We start from the raw sequence: 24,326 nt of genomic DNA, 5'->3' as shown, positions 1-24,326 counted from the left end.
CACAAACAAATAAAACGTTTTCAACTTAACGTCCCTTTTTCCATCGTTTGTGTTATGATGAAAGGACATCATAATCGGATGAAGGTGATCATTTGAACACCCCGTTACCACCGAAAGTGGAGCAGCAGCCTGCAGACGTTCGAAGCCCCGGCTCCGAAGCGGTCACGGCCGACCCGAACGACCTTCGCCATGTCCGCAAAATGATTCTTCAGCTGGCAGGGCCGTCGCTCGTAGAGATGCTCTTGATTAACTTTATGCAAATGTTGAATATGATTTTGGTAGGGCGAGTGGGACCTGATGCCGTGGCGACGGTAGGGTTAACCAGTCAGCCCTATTTCCTTCTTCTGGCCATTTTTATGACCTTGAACGTAGGGACCACCGTCATCGTCGCCCGATCGGTCGGGGCGGGACAGCTTGCGGATGCGAACAAAGCCGCGAGCCAGGCATTTGCACTCAACATCGGGCTATCCTTCATCGTCGTGGCCTTCGGCTATTGGTACGCCGCCGATTTGCTGCGCATGATGGGCGCGAGCGAGGAAGTCGTTGCGGAAGGTCTGCTTTATGCGAAAATCATCTTTTTATCGATCGGCTTCAATACGATTTCCATGGCTTTGACGGCCATCCTGCGAGGAGCAGGAGATACCCGGACGCCAATGAAGATCAACGTGCTCTCGAACGTGTTGATCGTCCTGATCGGCTTTCCGCTCATTTACGGCTTGTTCGGTTTGCCTGAGCTTGGCGTAACGGGCGCCGCCGTGGCGACCATCACGTCCCAGCTCGTATCGATGATCTGGGTGATCATCGTTATGTTCAGCGGGAAATATACGATCCGCCTGACCGTCAGAGGGCTGCTTCAGCTGGACCGGGACATGATCGGGCGCATCTTAAAAATCGGGCTGCCTACCGCCGTCGAACAAATCGTCATGCGTCTCGGCATGCTCGTTTTTGTCAAAATCGCCGCCAGCCTCGGCACTATCGCATTGGCAGCGACTCAAATCGCCTTCAACGTGTTCGGACTGACGTTCATGCCCGGGATGGCGTTCTCGATTGCGGCCTCCACTCTGGTTGGCCAATGCTTGGGCGCGGGAAACCCCGACCTTGCGGAAAAGTACGGATGGCAGGTGCGCAAAATCGGCATGATCGTGGCGGGAGCGATGGGCGTCGTCTTCATCCTGTTCGCCAAATACATGATGATGCTCTATACTACCGACCCGGAGGTTATTGAAAAAGGCGCGGTCGGCCTGACCATCATGGGATTTATTCAAGTGTCGCAGGCGACCCAGTTCATTCTTGGCGGAGCGCTGAGAGGAGCCGGAGATACGCGGTATCCGCTTTACTCAACCGTCATCGGCGTCTGGGGCTTCCGGGTCGTATTAAGCCTCTTGTTCGTCTACGGGCTGAATTGGGATATAGCCGGGATTTGGGCTGCCGCCGCAGCGGATCAGTTTGTCCGCTCCATCCTCATCTTCCGAAGGTTCAAAAAAGGCGCCTGGAAAACCGTTCGCGTATGAAAGCTTCGTCCTCCGGCAACGTATACTAGAAAAAAAAGAGGTGCTATCCGACATGAATCAATTTCGCGATGAAGAAAAAGAAGCGGTGTACAAAGCTATCTATACTCGCAGGGACGTCCGCACCTTCCTTCCCGATCCGATTGAAGAGGATATCATCATGAGGCTTTTGGATGCGGCGCATCACGGTCCTTCCGTTGGATTCATGCAGCCTTGGAACTTTATTTTGGTCCGGTCCGCAGAGGTGAAGAAGAAGCTGGCCTGGGCGGCGGACAAGGAGCGCAGAGCGCTTGCCATCCATTACGAGGGTGAACGAGAAACGAAATTCATGTCGCTCAAAATCGAAGGCCTGGAGCAAGCACCATTGACCATCTGTGTAACGTGCGATCCGACCCGGGGCGGTTCTCACGTGCTCGGGCGCAACTCGATTCCGGAAACGGACATGATGTCGACCGCCTGCGCCATTCAGAACATGTGGCTGGCCGCCTGTGTCGAGGGACTGGCTATGGGCTGGGTAAGCTTTTATAAGAAAAACGATATCCGCGATATCCTTTCCATCCCGCCGCATATCGACCCTGTCGCGCTGCTGTCGGTAGGCTATACGGATCAGTATCCGTCGATGCCAATTTTGGAGTCGGCCAACTGGGAGAAACGAAGATCGCTCGAGCCGCTTATATTCAATGAGGCCTGGGGGGCGCAAGCGTAAAATAAACGGAAAACCGGCTCGAATCCTTCGAGGAAGCGAGCCGGTTTTGTGCATTTATGCAAGATAGCTATCTTCTGCGTGTTTCCGTGAGCTGGAACTGATTGACCAGCTGCTGCAAGAAATCGGTTATTCCTTCTACGTGTCGCGACGTATAGCGCACGTTCACGATGTCGGACAGCAGCTCGTGCACTTTGCCCTCCACCTCGGTCGATATTTTGCGGTTTTCCATGCTGACCGCCGCAATTTTCTCCATCAGCCCTACAACCTCGTTGACGACCTGGGTCTTCTGCGAATCCATGCCCGCATCATTCAATAGCTCGGAAGCCGCTGCAGCCAACTGCGTCCCTTCCTCTACGACCTGCGTCCCCTCTTCCATAGACGAGAAGGCTTCCTTGGCGTTTTTATAAATCAGCTGAACCGTTTCATGAATTTCCTCGGTCGATTTGCGCGTCATGTCGGCCAGCTTGCGTATTTCTCCGGCAACGACGGCGAAACCTTTGCCATGCTCGCCAACCCTCGCCGCTTCAATTGACGCATTCAGCGACAGCAAATTCGTTTGATTGGAAATTTCCTCAATGACCTGCAGCACGTTCTTGATCTGCTGCGTCGTCTCCATGAACGTCAAGATCGTATGATTCGTCTCGGCCACCTTACTCGAGATTTGCCTCATCTTATCGCCGATCCGCTCCACTTCCGTCTGAGCCACCGCTATTTGGCCGGCCGCTTTATCCTCAAGTACCCGCAGCGTCCCCTGCATATCGCCTACCGCATCCTTCGCTACGTCGATATCCTTCAGCTGACTGCGTATGCTGCGGATCATATCGTGGATTCTGCCGCTCATCCGCTCTGTAGATACGGCCGTGCTGGCGGTCGAATCGTTCAGCAGCCGCTGGCTGTCAAGCACATCGGATGCCGCTTGCTTCACCTGCAGCATAATGCCCTCGAGCGAATCGATCATGTTATTGATCCACTTCGCGAGCTCTCTCGTCTCATCCTGTTCAAAACGGGCTGGATCCAGACGCTGGGTCAAATCGCCCTTGCCTTCGGCATTGATGCGGATGAACCGGTTAATCCGGTGCAGGCTGCCGACAATCGGCTGCGAGCCCCGCTTATGAACCGACCATGCTTGGACGACGCCATACAGCACATTGAGCAGCGCTATGCCGCAAGCGGCAGCAAGCGGCGATACCGCATGCCAGTTCAGCATGAAGTAGACCAACAGCGCCGACAGGACGGCGAAGACGCCGATCAGGGGCAGCTGCAGCTTCGTCAGCTTCCACCCGATACCCCGTATCCGGTATACTTCCTCCAGATCGCCTTCGCACATCATCCCCCATACATCGGGGCAGTGCGGAAGCTGGAACGTCACTCCTTTGCCGATAACCGGGATGTGCCGGTAGTCGGAGTAGCCCGGGAAGGCGACGAACAGGTTGCTCCCGTTAGCGATCGTATTGTCCACGCCCGGATGGAGCTTGCCTGTCGCCGGGTCGGTGAACATCAGCTCCAGCTCCGTATGCTCCTTGACCGACACCGTGCCCCAGTCGGTTGTAACGCCGTCCTTTAAATTTTCGCCGTGCGTAAACGTCCGGTCCTCGAAGCGGCTGCGGGATAGCGCCGTTCCCGGTGCAATATGCGTGTTCATGTGAGCCCGGGCCATGAAAATATAGTTATCGCCGGAATCCGGGTACACGTGCCCCGATTCCCGCTGGATCAGGTCGCCTATTACATCGTTCGGCACCCTGCCGCATAACGCTCCCCTCCACTTCCCTTCCACCATAATTGGAACTATGAACAGCAGCGTCATTTTATCATGAAAGGCGGAGGTCGACGGTCCGATCTCCAGTGTCAGCGGATCGGCATAGGGACCGAACAAGCATTTGTTTCCTTTATACGTATATTCAAGCCCTTTGGCTATCAGGCTGCGCCCTGCGTAGCCGGTGCTTATATGGCGTTGGTACGACGAAAAGATAACGTCCGACCGCTCGTTTAACACAAACAATTCGGAAAAATCGGACGCCCGGTTGCGCACCGCCGTAAACAGCTTGTCCCATTCGGCAGACTGCCCCCCGTCAGAAGACTCTACTTCCCCGGAAACGGAGCCCATCTGTGCAAGCAGACGATCGAGATGAGACCAATACTCGTTGGTCCAGCTTCTTAAAAGCTCCATTCTTGTGTTAGCAATTCCTTCGAAAATGTCCTCGACATCTTCTTTCAATCCGCGATTCAAACGGTAAGACCACCAGAGAGGAAGCCCCTTTCTAACACCTAACCAGTCAAACATATGTCTTTCCTCCCATCCAATGAATCTTATGTCATCTTATGTGAAATACTATAACATAAAATGGTAATGAATGTGAGCATTTTTTCCTAATTTCCGTATATAATTTTCCATCAGCCAATGAAACGTAGTCAAAAAAGCCCACCGATATGCCGGTGGGCCCTTAACTGTTGCCGTATTAAGCTTTAAACCCGAACGATCCCAAGAAACGAATGAATCCTTCGCGCCCCTGCTCCGTCCGTTTGTACACTCCGGCGTCCCTTAGCACGTCGGCGAACTTTTGCCCTATGGCGGAGCGCAGCATCGCTTCGGCCTCCGGTGCCTTCATCGCAGTTCCGTGCTCGGCGATCAGCTCGCGGATCCAGCTTGCATGCTTGTGCAGCGGGTGATCCGCCTGCTCCGTAATGGATGCATCCAAAGGCAGCGTGCCGGTCATCACTTGAGCCAGCAGCTCCATCTCGTCCTTGAGCCGGCCTGGCAGCACAGCAAGACCCATCACTTCAATCAGGCCGATATTTTCCTTCTTGATATGATGGAGCTGTTGATGCGGATGGAAAATACCGTCCGGATGCTCTTCGCTCGTCCGGTTGTTCCGGAGCACCAGATCAAGCTCGTACTCGCCGTTCGCATTGTTACGTGCGATAGGAGTAATGGTGTTATGAGGAACCTGCACACCGTTTCGCTCCGTGTAAGCATAGATATCATTGTCCGGATCGCTGTAGCTTTTCCACTCGTTCAAAATCGTATCTGCCAGCTTGAGCAGCTGCATCTTGTTATGGCTCGATATGCGGATGACGGACATCGGCCATTTGACGATGCCGAGCTTCACATTCGGATAATCGGAATGGGTCAGGCTAAGCTCAACCGGCGATTTTTCCATTGGAAACTGATGCTTGCCGCCCTGGAAATGATCGTGGTTGAGAATCGATCCGCCCACAATCGGCAAATCGGCATTCGAACCGATGAAGTAATGCGGAAATTGGTCGATGAAATCAAGCAGCCGATAGAACGTCTGCTTCGACGTCTTCATCGGGCGATGCTCCCGGTCGAAAATGATGCTGTGCTCATTGTAGTACACATAAGGGGAATATTGGAAATACCATGGCTCCCCGTCCAGCTCCAGCGGAATGACCCGCAGATTTTGCCGTGCCGGATGATTCAGCCGGCCTGCGTAGCCGATATTTTCGATGCACAGCAGGCATTTCGGATAATGGCTCTGCGGCGCATTCTTGAGCATCGCAATTTCCTTGGGATCCTTCTCCGGCTTCGACAAGTTGACGGTGATCTCCATATCGCCGTATTCTGTCGGCGCCAGCCAATATTGATTTTTGGCAATCCGGTCGACGCGGATATAGTTGGAATCAATACAAAGCCGGTAAAACTCATCGGTCGCCTGCTCTACGCTGTCCTGCTTCGCCGTAGTCCAGAAGCGGCGGGCAACCTCCGACTGCCGCGGCATAAGGCAGCCCATAATTTTGGCGTCCAGCAGATCGCGAAGCGTCGTGTTATTGTCTTCGAGAATGCCGGTTTCCGCCGCATAATCGAGCAGCGATTCCAGCAGCGGAACCGGGCTGTCCGCTTCCGCTCCGTCCGTCTCGCCGCCGTACGGCTCGCTGACAGACAGCAGCTCAAGCAATGCATTGCGGGCGGCGTAAGCGTCAATCGGCTCCAGCAGCTTATGCCGGATGCCGAACTGCAGCAGCTGCTCTATCGTGTAAGCCGCTGCTTCCTGGCGGTTGTTGCCGGTTGCGTCGTTCATTGCGCAAGCCTCCTTCATGTAAGTAAATCATAAGACGTGATGGAACCATCAATGCTATTAGCTTTTATATCCATTCGGGTGGCTCTTGTGCCAAGCCCACGCCGTTTCAATAATTTGCTCCAGACTGTCGCGCTGCGGCTTCCAGCCAAGCTCCGCTTTCGTCCGCTCCGAGGAAGCGATCAGTACCGCCGGATCGCCGGCACGACGGGCTTCGATAACGGCAGGAATCTCGTGTCCCGTCACTTTGCGTGCGATCTCGACGACTTCTTTAACGGAGAAGCCTTTGCCGTTGCCCAGATTGTATACGCTGCTGTCTCCGCCGCCGCGCAGCTTCTCGACCGCAAGGATATGCGCGTCGGACAAGTCCGTCACGTGAATATAGTCGCGGATGCAAGTTCCGTCCGGCGTAGCGTAATCGTCGCCGAAGATCGAGATGTGCGGCCGTTGGCCCAGCGCAACCTGAAGAATGATGGGGATGAGATGCGTCTCCGGCGAATGATCCTCACCGATGCGTCCGCTCTCGTGAGCTCCCGCCGCGTTAAAGTAGCGGAGCGACACATATTTGATCCCGTGCGCGGTATCAAACCAGCGCATCATTTTTTCCATCGCCAGCTTGGTTTCGCCGTATGCGTTCGTCGGCAGAGTGCGGTCGCTCTCCATGATCGGCACGTTTTCCGGCTCTCCGTAGGTTGCCGCGGTGGAAGAGAATACGATTTTCTTCACGCCGTACTCGTTCATCTTCTCCAGCAGGCACAGCGTTCCGTACACGTTGTTATGATAATATTTGCCCGGATTTTGCATGCTCTCTCCGACGAGAGAGTTGGCGGCGAAGTGAATGACCGCTTCGATCTCGTTTTCCTTGAACACCGTATCCAAAAAGTCCGCGTCGCGAAGATCGCCAACATACAGCTTACCGCCAAGCACCGCTTGACGGTGTCCTTGCTGAAGGTTATCGACCACGACAACCTCTTCGTTTCTAGCCAGCAGCTCCGCAACCGTATGCGAGCCGATATAGCCCGCACCGCCCGTTACCATGATTGCCATCTAAAACCCTCCCTTTTTTATAGACGATATCACTTACATCACTTACATCACTTATATCACTTACAGTTTACAGCTTACGCCAGTTCCTTGACTCCGTCACCGATGTCGCATACATAGAAATCCGCAGTCAAGCCGGTTCTTTCTTTGTACGCCTGACCTACCTGCTCGATAAATACTGCAACGCTCTCCTCATGCACCAGCGATACCGTGCAGCCTCCAAAGCCTGCGCCTGTCATGCGGGAACCAAGCACGCCTTGAACCTTCAGCGCTTCCTCCACCATAACGTCCAGCTCCAGTCCCGTCACTTCGTACAGATCGCGAAGCGAATCGTGGGACGCAATCATCAGCTTGCCGAAGGCTGCCAGATCGCCTTGCTCCAGAACCCTCATCGACTGCAGGACACGATCGATCTCTTCAACGACATGCTTCGCCCGCTTGCGGACCGTTTCGTCCTTGATCAAATGCCGGTACTCATTGAACTGCTCCAGGCTCAGCTGCCCGAGCAGCGTCAGCTCAGGGAATTGCGCCTGCAAATCTTTAACCGCTTGCTCGCATTGAGCTCTTCTCTCGTTGTAGGCCGAATCGACCAGCCCGCGTTTTTTGTTCGTATTGCCGATGACGAGCTTGTACGCGCCGCTCTCGAACGGCACATGCTTATATTCCAGCGTATCGCACATCAGCAGGATCGCATGGTCTTGCTTCCCGTTGGCGACCGCAAACTGATCCATAATGCCGCATTTGACACCTATAAATTCGTTTTCCACCTTTTGCGACAGCAGGGCGATCTCCACCTTGTCCGTCGGTTGGCCTTCCATGGTCAGCAAGCCGAAGGCTGTAACCACTTCGATCGAAGCGGAGGAGGAGAGACCCGAACCGTTAGGAATCGCGCCGCTGAACAGGATGTCATACCCGCTGACGGCTATTCCGCGCTGCTGCAGCTCGGCGATGATGCCCTTCGGATAGTTCATCCATTCGTCGGCCGGATCGAACGCCACGTTAGTAATGGAAATATGTTTGTGCAGCGGGAAGTTCGTGGAAGCAAATCCTACCTGCCCGTCGCTGCGCTTGCGGATCAGCATCGTCGTTCCGAACGTCAGAGCCGCCGGGAATACGTAGCCGCCGTTGTAATCCGTATGCTCGCCAATCAGATTCACCCTGCCCGGAGCATGGAACACATGAAGCTCACCCGCTCCGTCATTGCCGTATAATTCAATAAACCGTTCTTTCAATGCCTGTAAGTCTGCCATCGGAATACACCACCTGATTCAAATTGGATTATGGATGAAGAATGGTTTTCTTGTCTGAATTCAGTATACTGCCTGAGCGCTCTCCCGCACTATGGAACGATGTCAGCTTCACATGGAAAAATGTTAGATTCGTTTCTTGCTGCACCCTCTCCCATGATATACTGAAACAAAACGAACCACAACTTCGGGCTGTGCCATACAATGTGCCATTCAAGGAGAAGGAGAGGTGCTATCGCTTTATGAACGCCAAAAGAACGGACAGCTACTACGTCGTGTCCAATCCGCAGCCGCCGACCGATGACGAGCTGGCCGTGCTCTTCACCGGCAACAGCCAAACGAAGCCCGGGCACAAGCCCGGGCCTAAGGTCGTCGACTACTATTTGCTTCACCATATCCAATCGGGATCGGGAACATACACGTGTCAAGGGATCACCTACCGGCTCGGAGCCGGCGACAGCTTCCTGATCGAGCCGGGCAAGCTCATCAGCTATAAGGCCGATGATGAGGATCCTTGGTTTTACCGCTGGATCGCCTTCGAGGGTCCTCAGGCGGCCCGCATTTTGCACGAGATCGGGCTCTCCTCGAGTAAGCCCGTCGTTCATACAGGCCGCAAGCGCAGCGTAGGCGTGCTGTACCATCAGGTGCAGACGGTGTTCCAGGCGCGGCTGCCTCATGCCAACTTGAAGGCAACCGGCTATCTGCAGCTTCTGCTTGCCGAATATGCCGAGGCGCTTCAGCCGGAAGCGGCAGCCTCTCCTCAGCTGGCCGGCAGCAGCGATCAGATCGTGCAGCAGGCCGTCCACTACTTGTCGTCGCAATATGCCGAGCCGATAACGATCGAGCTTATGGCCGAAGCGCTCGGCTATAACCGCGCCTACTTGTCTACGCTGTTCCGGAAGCACACGGGAGTCACTCCGGTCTCGTTCCTGCTCAAGCTGCGCACCGACAAGGCGCGCCTGCTTTTGCGCGAGCGGCCGGAGCTGACGGTAGAGCAGATCGCCTCCTCCGTCGGCTTCCAGGACCCGCTTTACTTCTCGAAGCAGTTCAAGCGGCTCTACGGCACTTCTCCTACCGAATACCGCCATGCCATGCAGCGGCTTCAGCTTTAGGAGTGGAGCAATTGCCGCGACATCTGCAGCGGCAGGGCGAAGCAAATGCACGCTCCCTGCCCCAGGCGGCTTTCGGCCCAAATCCGTCCGCCATGAAACTCCACGATCTCCTTGGCGATAGCAAGCCCAAGCCCGCTGCCGCCTCCTGCGGAATTGCGGGACTTATCCTTTTTGTAGAACCGGTCGAAAATATACGGCAGATCGTCGGGATCGATTCCGCTTCCGTTATCCTGCACCCGCATTACGATCGAGGAGCCGTCCACCGCGATCTGCAGCTGAATAAAGCCGCCTACCGGCGTATGCTTGATGGCATTGTAAATAAGGTTGGTCAGCACCTGGTCGATCCGGTCGATATCGATAAACACGCTGCCCCCGTAAGGCGCAGCGGGAGCGTGAACGCTGAAGCGCAAGCCCGCATTGTTCACCTCCAGATCGTACCGGTCGGTGTAGTAGGCCGCCACGTCCTCCACCATCATTTCCTGCATCGAGAAATCGATCTGCCGCGCCTCCAGCTTCGACAGCTGGAACAAATCGGCTATGAGCCGGTTCAAGCCGGTAATTCGGCCGAGAATGAGCCGCAAATATTTCTCCTGCTGGTCCGGCTCCACCACAACGCGGTCGATTAAAGCCTCCACGTACCCTTGGATCAGCGTCATCGGCGTGCCTAGATCGTGCGATATGTTGCTCAGCAGGTGGCGCCGCGAATTTTCCAGCCTTCCCAGCTCTTCGTTCATCTTCTCCAGGCTCCGGTTCGAGCGCTCCAGCTCCGCGGTACGCTCCTTGATCCGATGCTCGAGCCCCATGTTCAGCTCTCGCAGCTGGCGGGAGAGAGTCTCGACAGACGCGAACGCCTTGAACGATTTCAGGCTGATGATGAACGAAGTCATAAAGATAAAGAAAAATAACCCGATCGACGATACGTTGCCTATTTGAATCCATTCGTTATAGTACAGAATATCGATGGTCACCGTGATGATAAAAAACATGCCGCCGAACATGGCGAAGCCTGCGCCTTCCTTGCCTTTGGCCAGCGCTTTTACAATACCCGACATCACGTAAGCGCATACGAGCAGCGTAATGGCCTGGTACCACTGCGTCGTATAAGAAAACGCATACGGAGAAAGCAGCAGAACCGTGAGCGAGAACAAACCTCCCGCCGCCTGCAGGCCCAGCACGAACAACGGGCTGATTTCCTGCGGAAACAGCGTCCGGCAAAACATGACGGCCAACGGCAGGGCGATGTAATAGCATAAATATTCCACCCGCAGCCCGGTATCGTAAGAAATGAACGGAAGCAGCTGATATGCGGCTCCCTCCCCGACCAGCATGGCGCGTATGCCGATGGCGAGGCAAAACAGCGCAAAGTAAAGCGAGCCCTTATCCTTAAACCGGATTAAGAACAGCCCCAGATGGTACAGCCCCATCACCAGCAAGCTGCCCACAAGCGTCAGCTCCACGCCCAGATGGAATTGATGATGCGATGTCAGCTGCCGGGCTTCGCCCAGCTTCAGATCGTTCCAGATGCCGCCGAGCCTATGGTCGTAATTGGACACTTGCAGCATAATATCGAGCACCGGGCTGTCCGGACTGAAGTAGACGAGCTGAGGCAAATAACGGGCTTGCGCAGTCTCCGGACTCGTGCCTACGGTCCCCGCCCCGCCCAGCTGTTCGCCGTTGATCCATATGGAATAAGAAGACCGGATGGTCGGCAGCTCCAGAGCGAGCACATCGCCGGTCAAATCCGTCGTTACCTTCAAATGATATGTAGCGTACCCTTTGCCCGGAATCGGCTGCCCGTCGACGACGTGCCCGTTCCATGAGCGGGACAGCCTGAGCCAGTCCGCTGCCGGCGAACCGGAGCCATGACCAGCGGAAGCAGCCTGATCTGCAGTCAACAGCTGATTCCAGTAAAAATCCCACTCGCCTTCCAGCTCAACCGCCCCGTCCTTGACGAAATCCCAGCCTCTCAAATCCAGCACTCCCTGAACCGCCGACGGACTTACCCGATCCTCCCGGTCCGAATTATAGCTGCAGCCGCCTAACAAAAGGATGGCAAAAATAGCTGGAATCCATATATAATAGAGATAGATTCTGGAAACGGGAACCACATACTTTCTTTCTATGTTTTCTCTCATCGTAACGCAAATTTTGCCATTTGGAAACAGCTTTGTGATTTCAATAGGAGGAGTAGGGAGAACCAATGTCAGCGGAAAAAATATTGATTGTCGATGACGAGCCGGAGATTACGGAGCTTATCCGACTGTACCTGGCTAAGGAAGGTTATGAAGTGATCAGCACGGACAACGGCCCGGGCGCTTTGGAATATATGGAGCAATACAAACCGGACATGGTCATTCTGGACATTTTGCTGCCCGGTATGGACGGCATTGAAATATGCAGACAAATCAGGCGCAATTATGATATCCCCATCCTGTTCATCAGCTGCAAAAGCGAGGATATGGACATTATTCTAGGGCTCAGCATCGGCGGCGACGATTACGTGACCAAGCCGTTCAGCCCGAGCCAGCTCGTAGCCCGCGTAAAGGCTCACCTGCGGCGCAAGCAGCTGCACGACCAGCATAAGGAGGATTCGCAGCAGCTCTCGTTCCCGGGGCTCGAAATCGACTTGCTGAGCCGCAACGTCTGGGTTAACGGCAGCATCGCCCCGTTATCCTCCAAGGAGTTCGACCTGTTGGCGCTCATGGCCAAAAAGCCGAACAAGGTCGTGCCGATCGAGCAGCTGTATAAGATGGCCTGGGGCGTCGACAGCAATGGCGATACGCGAACGCTGCTCGTACATATAAGCAATCTGCGCAAAAAAATCGAGCCGAATCCGACCGAGCCCGTCTTTGTGCAAACGGTCCGCGGAGTCGGGTATAAATTCAACAGCCTTGTATAGCGTCTAGCGACAAAAAAAGCGGTGCCGTCCTGAGGATGGCACCGCTTCTTTATTTGATTTAAGCCGTCAATGTTTCTTCCGATTCCGGTGTTGCTTCGGAAACCAGCTTTTTGACAATAATTCTGGAAATTCTAAGCTCGTCGGTTTCTTCGACAATGAACTCGAATTCTTCGTTGTAGGCGATCTTCTGCCCTTTTTTAGGCGGAATCTCAATGTGGGAGTACACCCAACCGCCGATCGTGTCGTAATCCTCCGTATCGATCTCCAGTCCGAAACGGTCGTTCACTTCGTCGATCAGCATCCGGCCGTCGATCGAGAACGTTCTCTCGTCCTTTTGCTCCAGAACCGGCCGCTCGTCGCCGTCGAATTCGTCCTGAATTTCTCCGACGATTTCTTCAATGATATCCTCAAGCGTGACCATACCTGATGTGCCACCGTATTCGTCGATCAACAGCGCGATTTGCGCGCGCTTCTTCTGCATCAGCTTCAGCAGGTTGCTGATCGGCATCGATTCCGGCACTTTCGTAATGGGACGAATCACTTTGCGAATGTCCGTGCTGTTCGCGTTCGCCTTCATCAAATCTTTTATATGGACAAACCCGATAATGTTATCTTTATCCGGATCACACACCGGGTAGCGTGTTCGCATTTCATCCAGCGCAATTTTCATGTTCTCTTCAAACGAAAGCTGGACATACAAGCAGCCCATGTCGGTACGAGGAATCATGATTTCGCGTGCGTTCGTTTCTGCAAATTCAAATATATTATCAACCAGCGTAAGCTCGGTATTGTCGATCAGACCGCTTTTGTGGCTCTCTTTCATCAGTACCCGAATCTCTTCCTCGGTGTGGGCGGAATCATGCTCGGAGGCAACCTCGATCCCCGCTTTGCTCAGCATCCAGTTGGAGATGGTATTCAACAGCCAGTTAAAGGGAAACATGATTTTGTAAAAAATAATCATGGGCACTGCAGACATCAGAGTAATTTGCTCCGGCTTGCGGATCGCGTACGTCTTGGGAAACTGCTCCCCAAGCGTAATGTGCAATGTCGTAATAACGGAAAAAGCAATAATGAATGATACCGTATGAATCACCGCATCGCCGAAGCCCATATCCTTGAGCACGGGATCAATGATCCGCGAGATGGTCGGTTCGCCGACCCAGCCCAATGCCAGTGACGCCAATGTGATACCTAGCTGGCAAGCCGACAGATACGCGTTCAAGTTGCTTGTAATATGCTGGGCAAACTTGGCGCTTGCATTCCCTTCCTTCACTAACGTTTCAATCCTGCTGTTACGAACCTTAACCATCGCAAATTCTACTGCGACAAAAAATCCATTCAATAAGATCAAAACAAGAATCAATACTAGACTCCACAATAAAGGTAACGGGTCACTACTCAATAACTCCCTATCGCCTCGGTGAGACGGATAGGTACACCTCCCTCAAAGACTCAAAATGTGAGACGCCTCTTCAGGCAGCCTCGATTAAAGTATACATTTGCAACCAGTATATTTATTATATCCTAATTAAGAAGAGCGTCCAAGGAACGGCTTGCTTATTTACAGCGTCGAAATGAAAGCTTTAACGGTTAAAATATAGGTATACAAACTATTTTTCCCCGTTTTTGAGCTGTTTTGAACCGTATTCGGCTTCTGGGGGTATTGAGCATACATATTTGAAATGCGGATGAAGCATAGTAAGCAAAAATAAGACCGCGCTGCCCAATACGGACAACAGGAGGCACGAATGAGCACCAACTGGATGGAGCTGATCAAAAAAGGGAATACATCGTCAGCCGCGGCGGCTTTGGGAAATACGGGGATTGCCGTACTGAAGGGGATTGCGGCGGCTTTCAGCGGCAGCGGGGCCATGTTCGCTTCGGCTATGCATTCGATAGCGGATGCGATCAATCAGGGATTCGTGTTTCTCGGAAGCGTGCTGGCCGAACGAAAGCCGACTCCGCGCTTCCCGACCGGGTTCGGACGGGTGATCAACCTGTTCTGCATGATTGCCGTTATTGTAGTTACCATTATGGCGTACGAGACGGTAAAAGAAGGCATCCACCTGCTTAGCCATCCTTCGGCCGCGCATCATTTTTGGCTCAATTTCATCGTGCTCGCCATTTCCATCGCCGTCGACAGCTTCGTCCTCGTGAAGGCTATGAAGGAAATCGTGCACGAAACGAAAGCTCAAGCGACCGGGCTCGGCGTCGTCCCCGCGGCTATCCGAAATGTTGGGCGGGCTGCGCCTCCGACAAGACTCGTCTTCTACGAGGATATCGTAGCCACACTAGGCGCTCTGCTCGCGCTGATTGCGGTACTCGTCACTCAATTTACGGCCATTACCATATTCGACGGGCTGGCCACCATCTTCATTGGTCTATTGATGGTCGGCGTCGCCTTCAAGGTGGGCTATGACAATATGGTCGGGCTGATCGGCGTGGCCGCACCGAACGAAATCGAAACCAACGTTGCCCGAGTCATTCTGGCCGACCGCGATGTGACTGACATCAACAAGCTGCGCGTCGTACAGGAAGGACGAACATATCATGTCGAGAGCTATATCGAGCTGCGCAAAGGGCTGTCGTTGGCCGACGCCGACGACATCAAGTTCCGCGTCCGCGACAGCCTGCTGACGGATACGAACATTTCCGACGTAACGCTCGGCATTATTGAAGATAACGGAGTTGCCGACTGGATGGAGCCCGGCAATGAAGAAGCCGTCAGACAGTAAGCTTGAGTTAAGCTTGCGTCCGGCGGCTTCTTTTCTCATTTTCCCTCATGCGAAATGTTCGTAAACAGCTCGTCGAGCTCCTGCGGGCTTAAATCGCGCCAGCGGCCGACCGCAAGTCCCCCGAGACGGATGTTCATTATGCGCACCCGCTTGAGCCTCCGTACTTCATACCCGAATGCTGCGCACATTCTGCGGATTTGACGGTTCAGCCCCTGCGTAAGAATAATGCGGAATACCTTCTCCTCCTGCTTGAACACCTCGCACGGCTTCGTCATGGTCCCGAGAATCCGTACGCCGCTTGCCATCCCCTGCAAAAACATCGGCGTGACCGGCTTGTCCACCGTCACGATATATTCTTTTTCATGATTGTTTTCCGCCCGCAAAATTTTGTTGACGATGTCGCCGTCGTTGGTCAACAAAATCAGCCCTTCGGAATCTTTATCCAACCGGCCGATCGGAAAGATCCGCTCTTTGTGACCGACAAAATCGACAATGTTGCCGCGCACCTGCTGCTCCGTCGTGCTTGTGATCCCTACCGGCTTGTTCAGCGCAATGTAGACGCCCTTCTTCCTCGTGCTGATCGGCTTGCCGTCCACCCGCACATCGTCGCCTTCCTCCGCCTGGCTGCCGAGCTCGGCCTTCTTCCCGTTAATCGTAACGCGTCCCGCCTCCACCAGCTTATCTACCTCGCGCCGGGAGCAGAACCCCGTCTCGCTTATGAACTTGTTAATTCTCATGTCCGTCACTCCACCTCGTATCATCCTGTGCACATTATACCACGCGGGAAATAACTAACAAAAAAATAAGATCTAAACCTCACATCGCTATTTACATAAAATCCCTTGTCCGGTACGATAGACCTATGTCGAAAATTGGGTGAATTAGGAATATAGACCCGTATTAGAAAGAGGTGTATGTATGCTGCGCTCCATGTCTTATCCGGCTAAAACGGTATTTTACTTCAGCTTGTACATGTTCGCACTCAGTCTGACGCTATTGATCGTGCCGGGGGTATTGGCCCCGCTGCTCGGCTATACCGCCGTAAGCGAGATCTGGATTCGCGTCATCGGGATGTTTCTTTTGTTTCTGGCGTTTGATTACGCGGCGTCCGCTATCGAAGGCATGTACCGGTTTTACTATTTAACGGTCTACACGCGGGCGTCCATTATTTTGTTCATGACCACGTTTGTGCTGCTCGGCATGCTGAAGCCGATTTTTATCGCACTTAGCCTGATTGATTTGAGCGGGGCTATATGGACCTATATCGCCTTGAAATCACACAAGCGAAAGCACAGGAAAACAAGCGGCTCTTCGGCCGTTCAGGCGTAAGGGGTTTCAAAATCATCGGACAAGGGTAATAGAAGGTATCCGAGCTATGGGGATGACCGGATGTGCCCGGATTTCCGGATGCTTGATTGCCGTCTGGCGTTCCATACCACAACTCTGAAGGAGAGTGATGGAGATGACACGCAAGAAGCAAATGCATTTGATTACACGCCCCTTTGCCCACGTTCATAATACATTGACCACATTAGGATTTGCCGAAAAACCGACGCGGGACGGCTGCGTTTATGAGCTGATTTTCCGCGACCCCGTTACATTGAGAGAATATTTGTACCAGCTGCCTACCCAAACCGCAAGCAACGGGTTGACTATCGTCCATTTGCACGAGGCCTGCTTCGTGGACAAGGTGGAGGTTCCGTTTGGCGCCGTGGAAGCGGCGGTCCAGATGATGGCCGAGGTGGAGCAGTATTTGTCCAATCATGAGCCCAAATTAGCCAGCACCCCGATCGAAGAAGCGATGAACGGACGGATGGCGAACAATGAGGCCGAGGTGAGGCGGCTGGGTAAGGAAATGGCCAATATGCCTACCAATTCTCAGCTGCTGGAAAACGGAATGGTCCCCGACCCGATTCAGTAAAGGTCCGTTTGGGGCAATTCCATCGGATGGACGGGCCGAGCCCCTTGCTTTTGGCGGGAGAATGAATGCCCCGAGCTTCGCTTATACAAGTTTCGCTAATGCAACTGGAAGAACCCCTCTGCGACTTATGCAGCGGGGTTCTTGGACGTTTGCCTCAAATCGGCCGGACGCTGCGAATAGTTTAAATAGGTAAGGCTACAGAGAGTAACATATGCAAAATTGGGGATGAAGGTTTTTATGGCAAAACAACAGTCACTATGGTCATTATTGCGTAAAAGATTGCGCAAAAAGCTCGCGAAGTCCGCTTCGGCCCGCATGGCTGCAGCGGCAGCGGCTCAAGAACCGCCGTTGGCAGATAAAGGGGCAGGAAAGCCTTCCGGTCACGCCAGCCGAAAACCGCGGAAGCGAAACCGTTGGAAGCGGACTTTGCTGTGGTTCGCAGGCATTGCCGTGCTAGGGAGCTGTGCTATGGCAGGCTTCGCCGCGCTATGGATTCGCGGGCTCGATATAAGCAAGCTGGAGCATCCGCTGCCTGAGCCGACGATCATCATGGATAAGAACGGCAAGCCCGCTTCCCAGCTCTCCTCCTCGCGCATCGTTCCCGTGCCGCTGGATCAGATTCCTCTTGAACTGCGCAACGCGGTGATCGCCGTTGAGGACCGGCGCTTTTACGAACATGTCGGGATCGACCTATGGTCTACGGCCCGGGCTCTGCTGCGCGACTTGAAATCAGGGTCGATGAAGGAAGGCGGCAGCACGCTTACACAACAGCTGGCCAAGAACCTGTTCCTCCAGTCCGACAAGACGTTAAGCCGGAAGCTGAAGGAAGCCGGATATGCGCTGAAAATCAGCACCGTCTACAGCAAGGACGAAATTTTGGAGCTGTACTTGAACAGCATCTACTTCGGCGAAGGACGCTGGGGCGTCGAGGGAGCGGCGCAGGAATATTTCGCGAAGCCGGTTCAGCAGCTGACGCTGGAGGAATCGGCGATGCTCGCCGCGCTGCCCAAAGCTCCTACAAGCTACTCTCCGGCCAAAAATATGGAGAAGGCGCTGGAGCGGCGCAATCTCGTCCTGTCGCTGATGAAGGAGCAAAGCTTCATTAGCGACGCCGCCTACCAGCAGGCCGTCGCGAAGCCGATCGTTCTGAAGCAGCATAATGAAGAGACGCTCAAAGGAAAGTATCCGTCCTATGTCGACTATGTGATCCAGGAAGCCGCCGACCTCTACGGCTTTACCGAGGAGCAGGTGCTGACGACCGGGCTGCGCATTTATACCGAGCTGGACCCGCAAATACAGCAGGCGGCCCAAGACGTGTACGCCGACAACGCCGCGTTTCCGGAGAGCAAGCCGGATCAGCTTATTCAGAGCGGCACCGTCCTCCTCGACCACAAGACGGGAGCGATCCGGGCGCTTGTCGGCACAAGGGGACCGCAGGTGTACCGCGGCTTCAATCACGCGACCCAGCTGAAGCGCCAGCCGGGCTCGTCGTTCAAGCCGCTTGTCGTGTACGGTCCGGCGCTCGAGCGGGGCTATACGCCTAACTCCCCGCTGTATGACGGGGAGCTCGACATCGCGGGCTACCGTCCCAAGGACTGGGACGGTCAGACCCGCGGGCAGGTGACGATGCGCGAGGCCATCATGCGCTCGTGGAACATCCCGGCGGTGTGGCTGCTGAACGAGATCGGTATCGACGCCGGGATGAACTTCGCGCGGAGGTCGGGGATCCCGCTCGGGGCCCCCGATCGCACGCTCAGCATCGCCCTCGGCGGCTTGTCCGAGGGCGTGTCGCCCCTGCAGATGGCGCAAGCGTTCGGCGCCATCGCCAACCTCGGCGTGCGGCAGCAGGCGCACGCCATCGTGAAGGTAACGACCAAGGACGGCATCCCCTTGGTCGAGGCGAAGCCGCAGCCGGCGACGGTGACGGAGCCGGCCGTGGCGTACACCCTGACTTTACTGCTGCAGGATGCAGTAAAGTCAGGGACTGGGCAGGCCGCCGCGCTGGGGCGGCCGACGGCGGGCAAGACGGGCACGACGCAGCTGCCCGCCACGAAGGAGTTCGCCGACATTGGAGCCAACGGCATCAAAGATGCCTGGTTCGTCGGCTTCACTCCGGAGCTGACCGCAGCCGTCTGGCTCGGCTACGATCAGACGGACAAGAACCATTACTTAACCACGGGAGGCGTCGCACCTGCCACCGTGTTCAAGGAGATCATGAGCCGGGCGCTCCGCGATGTCCCGGCAGTACCGTTCACGGTTCCGCCCGACTATAAGCCCGAGCCTCCTCCGGAATCGGAACAGCCGAAGAACGAGCAGCCGCAGTGGATGCAGCAGCTGCAGGAACGTCTCGGTATCGGTCCATCCGACTCCAAAAAGAACGAAAATAAGCCCCGTGGGCCCAAAGGGAGATAACGGAACGACGATTAGTCAGCGTGCCGTCCGTTCCTTCCCAATACACGGGATATCGCATGAGCTGACACAAGAAAAAGCCAGTCACTTCCGCCTTCAACTCGACGGGTAGTGACTGGCTTTTTTCTGTACTTCTGGCGCGGCTCCCGCAGCTCCAGTATTTCCGGCAGCCGGAGGCAGCGCAGGTCCTGCTGGTTTATCCCCCCGGGCCGCCGTCGTGGTGTTTGCAGCATTACCGCGCAACCGGCTAGCGCGACGCTTTTTGAATTTGATGCAGCAGTCCGCAGCGCTGTTTGGACAGAGCCTCCCCAGCGTTGCTGCTTCAACCGCCTATCGGCTCCGGCTTAATCATCGTCATCATGATCGTCGTGCTTCTCTTTGCCTTTGCCCTGCTCTTTCTCCTTGCTGTCCTTCGATTTCTCGTTTCCTTTGCCCTTCGGCTCCTGGGGATGCGATGGAGGTTGAGGCTTGTCGGCCCACTTCACATCCAGCTTCCAATCGGCCGAACGGTTGGCAAGCTGAAATTCGGAGGCAATCTTCTGTTTGAGCGCTTGCTCGAACGTTTTTTGCTCCGCAGGCAGTCCTTTGACCAGCTGCTGGATGAAGGATTCCGCGGCTACACCGTCAAGATGAATGACCGAGCGGTCCTGTGTTTTCAAATACAGCTCGGTGTCCGCCGGCTTCTTGGGATCCTGCTTCACCTTCAATTCGAACTCGCGGCTTTTCCACTCGAATTCGAGCTTTTCCCAGCCTGGAGAGCCGGCAGCAGCAGAGGAAGCAGTACCTGAGCTCGCAGAGGATTTTCCCGCGGAACTAGCCGGCTTCTGTACCGACCCTTGCGATCCGGTAGCCCCTGCTGCTCCCGAGGCTCCGGAATTTCCGGCAGCCGGAGGCAGAACAGGTCCCGCCGCTTTCTCGTCACCGGCTGCCGCCGTCGTGCTGTCTGTCGCGGCTCCGCTCGGCGCCGCCGTACTGCTGCCGGCTGCGGACTCGGATGGAGTCTGCCCAGGTTGAGCCGGTGCGGGCTCAGCAGCGCTGAACGCCTTAATATAGGCGGCTTGGTCTTTGTTGTTAAGAATCAGCTCCAGCGAATCTCCTGCCTTTAGATCGGCCAAGGATGACTTTTGATTGTTCCGGTAAACCCATACCGTTGACGATATCGGGTAAGACGCCTCCTGTCCGCCGACGGAAACGACAATCCGCTTGCCTCCATCATCTACCCGCACATATTGTCCCTTCGCTTCCTGCGACATTTCCGCAGAAGCCGGGGTGTCGGCAGCACCCAGCACTCCATAGGACAGCAAGCCGATGCCAATACATCCGATAACGATCCATATAATCTTCTTCATAGTCCCCTCCTGTGAATCTCGGTTTCCTTCCATCAGGCACTATAAAGATTCGTACTTCCCATCGGATTTGAGGGCTCCGGCCGCCATATTCATCCATAGAGCGGATCCTCGTTGTCTACGGCAAAGGGGGTAACCGGCTCAATCGGACGGATGAGCGGCCGATTCGAGCCATTGTTGCTGAGATTCCTCGGATGCATCCACATCCACGGGGTCCCAGCGGCTTGCGGCGGCATGTAACCGCGGATGAAGCTCGGCTTCCCGGTTCTTGCTGCTCCCTTCCATATCGATCCAGAGGCGGATTTTTTTAATCCATCCTTCGAAAGAATCATATCCGGCCAGCTTGTTGGCCGTCTCCAGCGTCACCCATACGAAGTGGGGGCCGGCATACTTTTCCGCCAAGTAACGGAAGGCCGTATCGACAGGCGTATATTTTTTGCGCCGCCCCTCCCAGTGATCGATTGTCATATCAAGCGGCGTCTCGGCTTGCTCCAGCAGCTCTTCCAGCGCTTCGGTCCGCCGGTAATACGGCTCTGCATTTCGCTCGCCCATGCGGCGGAGCGTCTCTTCATGCAGCGGGTAAAACACGAGCTTTTTTAACGATTTCCGCTCCCCCATACCGATTAAAGGAGCCAGCTGCTGCATCCCGAACGATTCAAAGCTGTCGTATATCCATAACGTCCCGCGCGGGCTTTTGCTCCTATCCTCCGGCTCATACCCGTACGGAACCGAACTCGTCTGTCTTGCCATGCGATTCAACTCCCTTCAAAACCTTTGGATATATCATCCAATGCGATTAGTATGCCATACGTTCCGGTAAACCATCCCCGGATAGGAATAATGTTCCGCCACTTTAGGCAACCTTAAGAAGGGCTGCACATAAACGTGCCTAGACTTAGGCCAGACCCGGTGCTATGTAAGGCGCGTATTTATAAGACAAAAGGAGAGATTCGTCATGTCCGAAAACAAGAAGCATCAAGGAAATTATGAAGGAACCACCTCCATGGAAGCGGAAAATCAAGACATGGAGTTCGTCAACGATACCGTGGAAGGCGCCAAAACGACGAAAAACTTGAACGGTGCCATTACGAAAGAAAAAGACTGATATCATCAGCATTTGCCGGCAGTGTAACCATAGTTCATATCGACACCGTTGTTTTTTATAACCTTCACGAGCGCTGCGTTATGCTTGCCGGAAGCAGCTTTAAAAAGCCGATATTCACCTCGAGGTGAACGATCGGCTTTTTTTCATGAATCACTGGTATAACTAAACGCGGATTTGAGTCCAGGTCCAAGCAACTATCCGGAGCCGCTCGCGTCTCATATAGCAAGGAGGGATACCCATGAGCAAAAAAAGATGGGGTTACTCTATCGGGATCTGCACCTCGGCCGTTTACCTTATCTTAACGATCGTCAGCTTTTGGTTCTCTGAAGTGATCCTTATCAACCGTGTCGGTCCCGTAGGTAACGGTCCGGGCTTGACGACCGGCGAGCTCATTATGTTCTTAATCCACTTGATCCTTGGGGTGAGCATCCTTCTGCTTAACTGCATCGCACTTGTTAAAGACAAACAGAAATGAATTACGCCCTTGATCGAACCTAGGCCTGCTCTACTTCCTGGCTCCCGTCTCCTGTGCGCCCCAGCATGCGCCATGACTCGAGCTTCGCCTCCAATGACATGGCTCGGGCCGGGCTTGAGGAAGGAAGCGTCTGATACACGATAGTTTCGCCTAATCCAAGCTTCTGCAGCTGCGGCAGCACCTGCTTGCGGTACAGCTCGCTTGCCGCCTGCCCGTTAAAGTATACCCGCCCGATACCGGGATAGGTCCGGAAAAACGTCCCGAAATCATTCGCCTCCGGCTTGCGGATAGCTGTATCAAGGCTGCCTTCGCGCTCGCACTCCGCGAGCACATCCCATAAAGCGATGCCGTTTTGTAGGGCGAAAGCGAGCCTCTCGTCATACAAACCGCTAGGATCGGCATAGCCTCCGACCGCGTCCCTGCTGCCAAAAATCGCATAAAGCAGCTTCCAGAAATGGTTGCGCGGATGGCCGTAATACTCCTGCTTCTCCAGAGACAACGCCCCGGGCATGGACCCGAGGATGAGAATGCGGCACGAAGCATCCGCTATCGGCGGCAATCCTTGCAGTCGTCCGTCCTCCAGGCTCACGGCAATCCGCCTCCTATGCTCTCCATTTGAATTCCGTAAGCGCATGTTCCTCTACGCCTCAAGCTGCCGCTTCTTGGCCAGTCTCGCTTCCTGCTTTGCAGGCCAGTTCAACAGCAGCAGTCCCGCAACGAAGACCCCCGCTCCGCCGATAATATAGATCGTGATCGGATCATGAAAAAACAAGTACGACCACGCTATCGTGAACAGCACGCCGGTATTGCTGACAATGACCGCTACGGCGAAGCTGACCTTCTTGAGCGCTTGCGCGAACCAGTTGAAGCTGAGACCCGTGATCAGTCCGAGACCTATCAGTGCAGCGATCCCCCATCCGTTGACAGGACCGGTCGCATGAGCCTGGAACGGCAAGGGCACCGCCATCAGCAGCGAGCACCAGAAAAAGACGGAGAAATTCATATTCTCCGCATCCATCGTGCGGATCAGCATCTTTTGACTCAGCACATGAAACGTCGTTCCGATGGCCGACAGCACGAACAAGAACGTCGTCAGCCCGTTGCTTGCCAGCATTTCGTGCAGCGGAAGCCCGTTCCAGCTTATGAGCAGCACGCCGCCTATGCACATCGCCGCCGCAGCCCAGCCGCGGGCGGAGACATGCTCCTTGAAATAAAAAGCCGAGATGAAAAGCAAAATGACCGTTTGAATCGGTCCCACCAATATGTTGCCGTAGGAGAATCCGATCGACAGCGCCAAATTTTCAAAAAAATAGTTGCAGCTCTTCCCGAGCGCACCGATCCAAATCCATTTCATTCTCGTGCGCAAATCGATCTTGCCGCGCTTCCAGAGCAGCAGCAAGCCAAGAAACGCGATCCCTATCGCGAACCGCGCAAACGTAATCGTCGTGCTGTCCACCATCGTGGAAGCCGTCTTGACCAAAATCCCGACAAAGCTCCAAGACAATGTCGCCAATAAAAGCAGTACATAGCCCACGCTGCCACACCTCATCCGCCGCTTTGGCCCGCTATGCGTGCGGGCTCTCTAATATGTCTCCTATTCTACCACAGCTTGATTGCCAGCAATACGGCGAATGATAGAATCGGCCGAAGCTGGTTGTGATCCGGACCGTAGATCCGTTATTTTACCAAAAGTAGCACTATTTGCGGAGTGATCGGACACTAGATCCGTTATTCGGATCAAATGCATTATTTTTGCTGGAAAAATCACCGAATAGCGGCCTCTGT

Annotated in this window: 21 protein-coding genes; 10 read left to right on the top strand and 11 right to left on the bottom strand. The window is 54.5% G+C overall.

The window, feature by feature from the left end:
• Positions 1-92 precede the first annotated feature (92 nt).
• Together DVH26_RS01320 and bluB are read left to right on the top strand one after the other, a co-directional pair.
• Positions 93-1,511: an MATE family efflux transporter gene (locus DVH26_RS01320; RefSeq protein WP_239630808.1), complete on the top strand. Its 1,419-nt coding sequence runs from the start codon at positions 93-95 to the stop codon at positions 1,509-1,511.
• Positions 1,512-1,563: 52 nt separating this feature from the next.
• Positions 1,564-2,214: a 5,6-dimethylbenzimidazole synthase gene (bluB, locus tag DVH26_RS01315; RefSeq protein WP_239630807.1), complete on the top strand. Its 651-nt coding sequence runs from the start codon at positions 1,564-1,566 to the stop codon at positions 2,212-2,214.
• A gap of 67 nt (positions 2,215-2,281) precedes the next feature.
• On the opposite strand, the gene DVH26_RS01310 is transcribed toward bluB, so the two are convergent.
• From DVH26_RS01310 to DVH26_RS01295, 4 genes are all read right to left on the bottom strand, one after another.
• Positions 2,282-4,495 (bottom strand): methyl-accepting chemotaxis protein, encoded by a 2,214-nt coding sequence (locus DVH26_RS01310; protein WP_239630806.1) that lies wholly within the window; start codon positions 4,493-4,495, stop codon positions 2,282-2,284.
• 175 nt (positions 4,496-4,670) lie between these two features.
• On the bottom strand, positions 4,671-6,251 hold the full coding sequence (locus tag DVH26_RS01305) for a UDP-glucose--hexose-1-phosphate uridylyltransferase (protein ID WP_239630805.1): 1,581 nt from the start codon (positions 6,249-6,251) through the stop codon (positions 4,671-4,673).
• Positions 6,252-6,308: 57 nt separating this feature from the next.
• Positions 6,309-7,295: a UDP-glucose 4-epimerase GalE gene (gene galE, locus DVH26_RS01300; protein WP_239630804.1), complete on the bottom strand. Its 987-nt coding sequence runs from the start codon at positions 7,293-7,295 to the stop codon at positions 6,309-6,311.
• A 74-nt stretch (positions 7,296-7,369) separates the two neighbouring features.
• Positions 7,370-8,542: a galactokinase gene (locus DVH26_RS01295; protein ID WP_239630803.1), complete on the bottom strand. Its 1,173-nt coding sequence runs from the start codon at positions 8,540-8,542 to the stop codon at positions 7,370-7,372.
• Between the two features lie 239 nt (positions 8,543-8,781).
• Here DVH26_RS01295 and DVH26_RS01290 point away from each other — a divergent pair, with 239 nt between their 5' ends.
• On the top strand, positions 8,782-9,651 hold the full coding sequence (locus tag DVH26_RS01290; RefSeq protein WP_239630802.1) for an AraC family transcriptional regulator: 870 nt from the start codon (positions 8,782-8,784) through the stop codon (positions 9,649-9,651).
• On the opposite strand, the gene DVH26_RS01285 is transcribed toward DVH26_RS01290, so the two are convergent.
• On the bottom strand, positions 9,648-11,786 hold the full coding sequence (locus DVH26_RS01285) for a sensor histidine kinase (RefSeq protein WP_239630801.1): 2,139 nt from the start codon (positions 11,784-11,786) through the stop codon (positions 9,648-9,650). The two genes, DVH26_RS01290 and DVH26_RS01285, sit on opposite strands and share 4 nt — an antisense overlap.
• Before the next feature lie 65 nt (positions 11,787-11,851).
• On the opposite strand from DVH26_RS01285, the gene DVH26_RS01280 reads away from it, so the two are divergent.
• Positions 11,852-12,550, top strand: coding sequence for a response regulator transcription factor (locus tag DVH26_RS01280; RefSeq protein ID WP_239630800.1), 699 nt, complete (start codon positions 11,852-11,854; stop codon positions 12,548-12,550).
• Positions 12,551-12,608: 58 nt separating this feature from the next.
• Here the strand turns inward: DVH26_RS01280 and DVH26_RS01275 are convergent, their stop codons facing one another.
• Positions 12,609-13,928 carry a hemolysin family protein gene (locus DVH26_RS01275; protein ID WP_239635248.1) on the bottom strand — a complete coding sequence of 440 codons (1,320 nt, stop codon included), beginning with the start codon at positions 13,926-13,928 and terminating at the stop codon, positions 12,609-12,611.
• 370 nt (positions 13,929-14,298) lie between these two features.
• Here DVH26_RS01275 and DVH26_RS01270 point away from each other — a divergent pair, with 370 nt between their 5' ends.
• Complete coding sequence (locus DVH26_RS01270) at positions 14,299-15,285, top strand: cation diffusion facilitator family transporter (protein ID WP_239630799.1); 987 nt, start codon at positions 14,299-14,301, stop codon at positions 15,283-15,285.
• 35 nt (positions 15,286-15,320) lie between these two features.
• Here the strand turns inward: DVH26_RS01270 and rluF are convergent, their stop codons facing one another.
• Entirely contained in the window at positions 15,321-16,022 is a 702-nt protein-coding gene (gene rluF, locus DVH26_RS01265) for a 23S rRNA pseudouridine(2604) synthase RluF (RefSeq protein ID WP_239630798.1), read from the bottom strand.
• A gap of 181 nt (positions 16,023-16,203) precedes the next feature.
• Here rluF and DVH26_RS01260 point away from each other — a divergent pair, with 181 nt between their 5' ends.
• From DVH26_RS01260 to DVH26_RS01250, 3 genes are all read left to right on the top strand, one after another.
• Entirely contained in the window at positions 16,204-16,614 is a 411-nt protein-coding gene (locus DVH26_RS01260) for a hypothetical protein (protein WP_239630797.1), read from the top strand.
• Positions 16,615-16,747: 133 nt separating this feature from the next.
• On the top strand, positions 16,748-17,206 hold the full coding sequence (locus tag DVH26_RS01255; RefSeq protein WP_239630796.1) for a hypothetical protein: 459 nt from the start codon (positions 16,748-16,750) through the stop codon (positions 17,204-17,206).
• A 237-nt stretch (positions 17,207-17,443) separates the two neighbouring features.
• Positions 17,444-19,618 carry a transglycosylase domain-containing protein gene (locus DVH26_RS01250; RefSeq protein ID WP_239630795.1) on the top strand — a complete coding sequence of 725 codons (2,175 nt, stop codon included), beginning with the start codon at positions 17,444-17,446 and terminating at the stop codon, positions 19,616-19,618.
• A 341-nt stretch (positions 19,619-19,959) separates the two neighbouring features.
• Here DVH26_RS01250 and DVH26_RS01245 read toward each other — a convergent pair whose 3' ends face one another.
• Complete coding sequence (locus DVH26_RS01245) at positions 19,960-20,964, bottom strand: hypothetical protein (protein WP_239630794.1); 1,005 nt, start codon at positions 20,962-20,964, stop codon at positions 19,960-19,962.
• Between the two features lie 138 nt (positions 20,965-21,102).
• Positions 21,103-21,711 carry a hypothetical protein gene (locus tag DVH26_RS01240; protein WP_239630793.1) on the bottom strand — a complete coding sequence of 203 codons (609 nt, stop codon included), beginning with the start codon at positions 21,709-21,711 and terminating at the stop codon, positions 21,103-21,105.
• A gap of 205 nt (positions 21,712-21,916) precedes the next feature.
• Between DVH26_RS01240 and DVH26_RS01235 the strand changes: the two genes are divergently transcribed.
• Entirely contained in the window at positions 21,917-22,066 is a 150-nt protein-coding gene (locus tag DVH26_RS01235) for a hypothetical protein (protein WP_239630792.1), read from the top strand.
• A 238-nt stretch (positions 22,067-22,304) separates the two neighbouring features.
• Positions 22,305-22,541 (top strand): hypothetical protein, encoded by a 237-nt coding sequence (locus DVH26_RS01230; RefSeq protein WP_239630791.1) that lies wholly within the window; start codon positions 22,305-22,307, stop codon positions 22,539-22,541.
• 19 nt (positions 22,542-22,560) lie between these two features.
• On the opposite strand, the gene DVH26_RS01225 is transcribed toward DVH26_RS01230, so the two are convergent.
• Both DVH26_RS01225 and DVH26_RS01220 read right to left on the bottom strand, forming a co-directional pair.
• A complete protein-coding gene (locus DVH26_RS01225; protein ID WP_345774033.1) occupies positions 22,561-23,130 on the bottom strand; it encodes a DNA-deoxyinosine glycosylase in 570 nt (189 codons plus the stop codon).
• A 51-nt stretch (positions 23,131-23,181) separates the two neighbouring features.
• Entirely contained in the window at positions 23,182-24,075 is an 894-nt protein-coding gene (locus tag DVH26_RS01220) for a DMT family transporter (protein WP_239630790.1), read from the bottom strand.
• Positions 24,076-24,326 lie beyond the last annotated feature (251 nt).

The organism is Paenibacillus sp. H1-7 (assembly GCF_022354825.1).
Classification (GTDB): domain Bacteria; phylum Bacillota; class Bacilli; order Paenibacillales; family NBRC-103111; genus Paenibacillus_S.
Note: the sequence above shows the minus strand (reverse complement) of the source record. Positions and strands in the feature narration are given on the sequence as shown.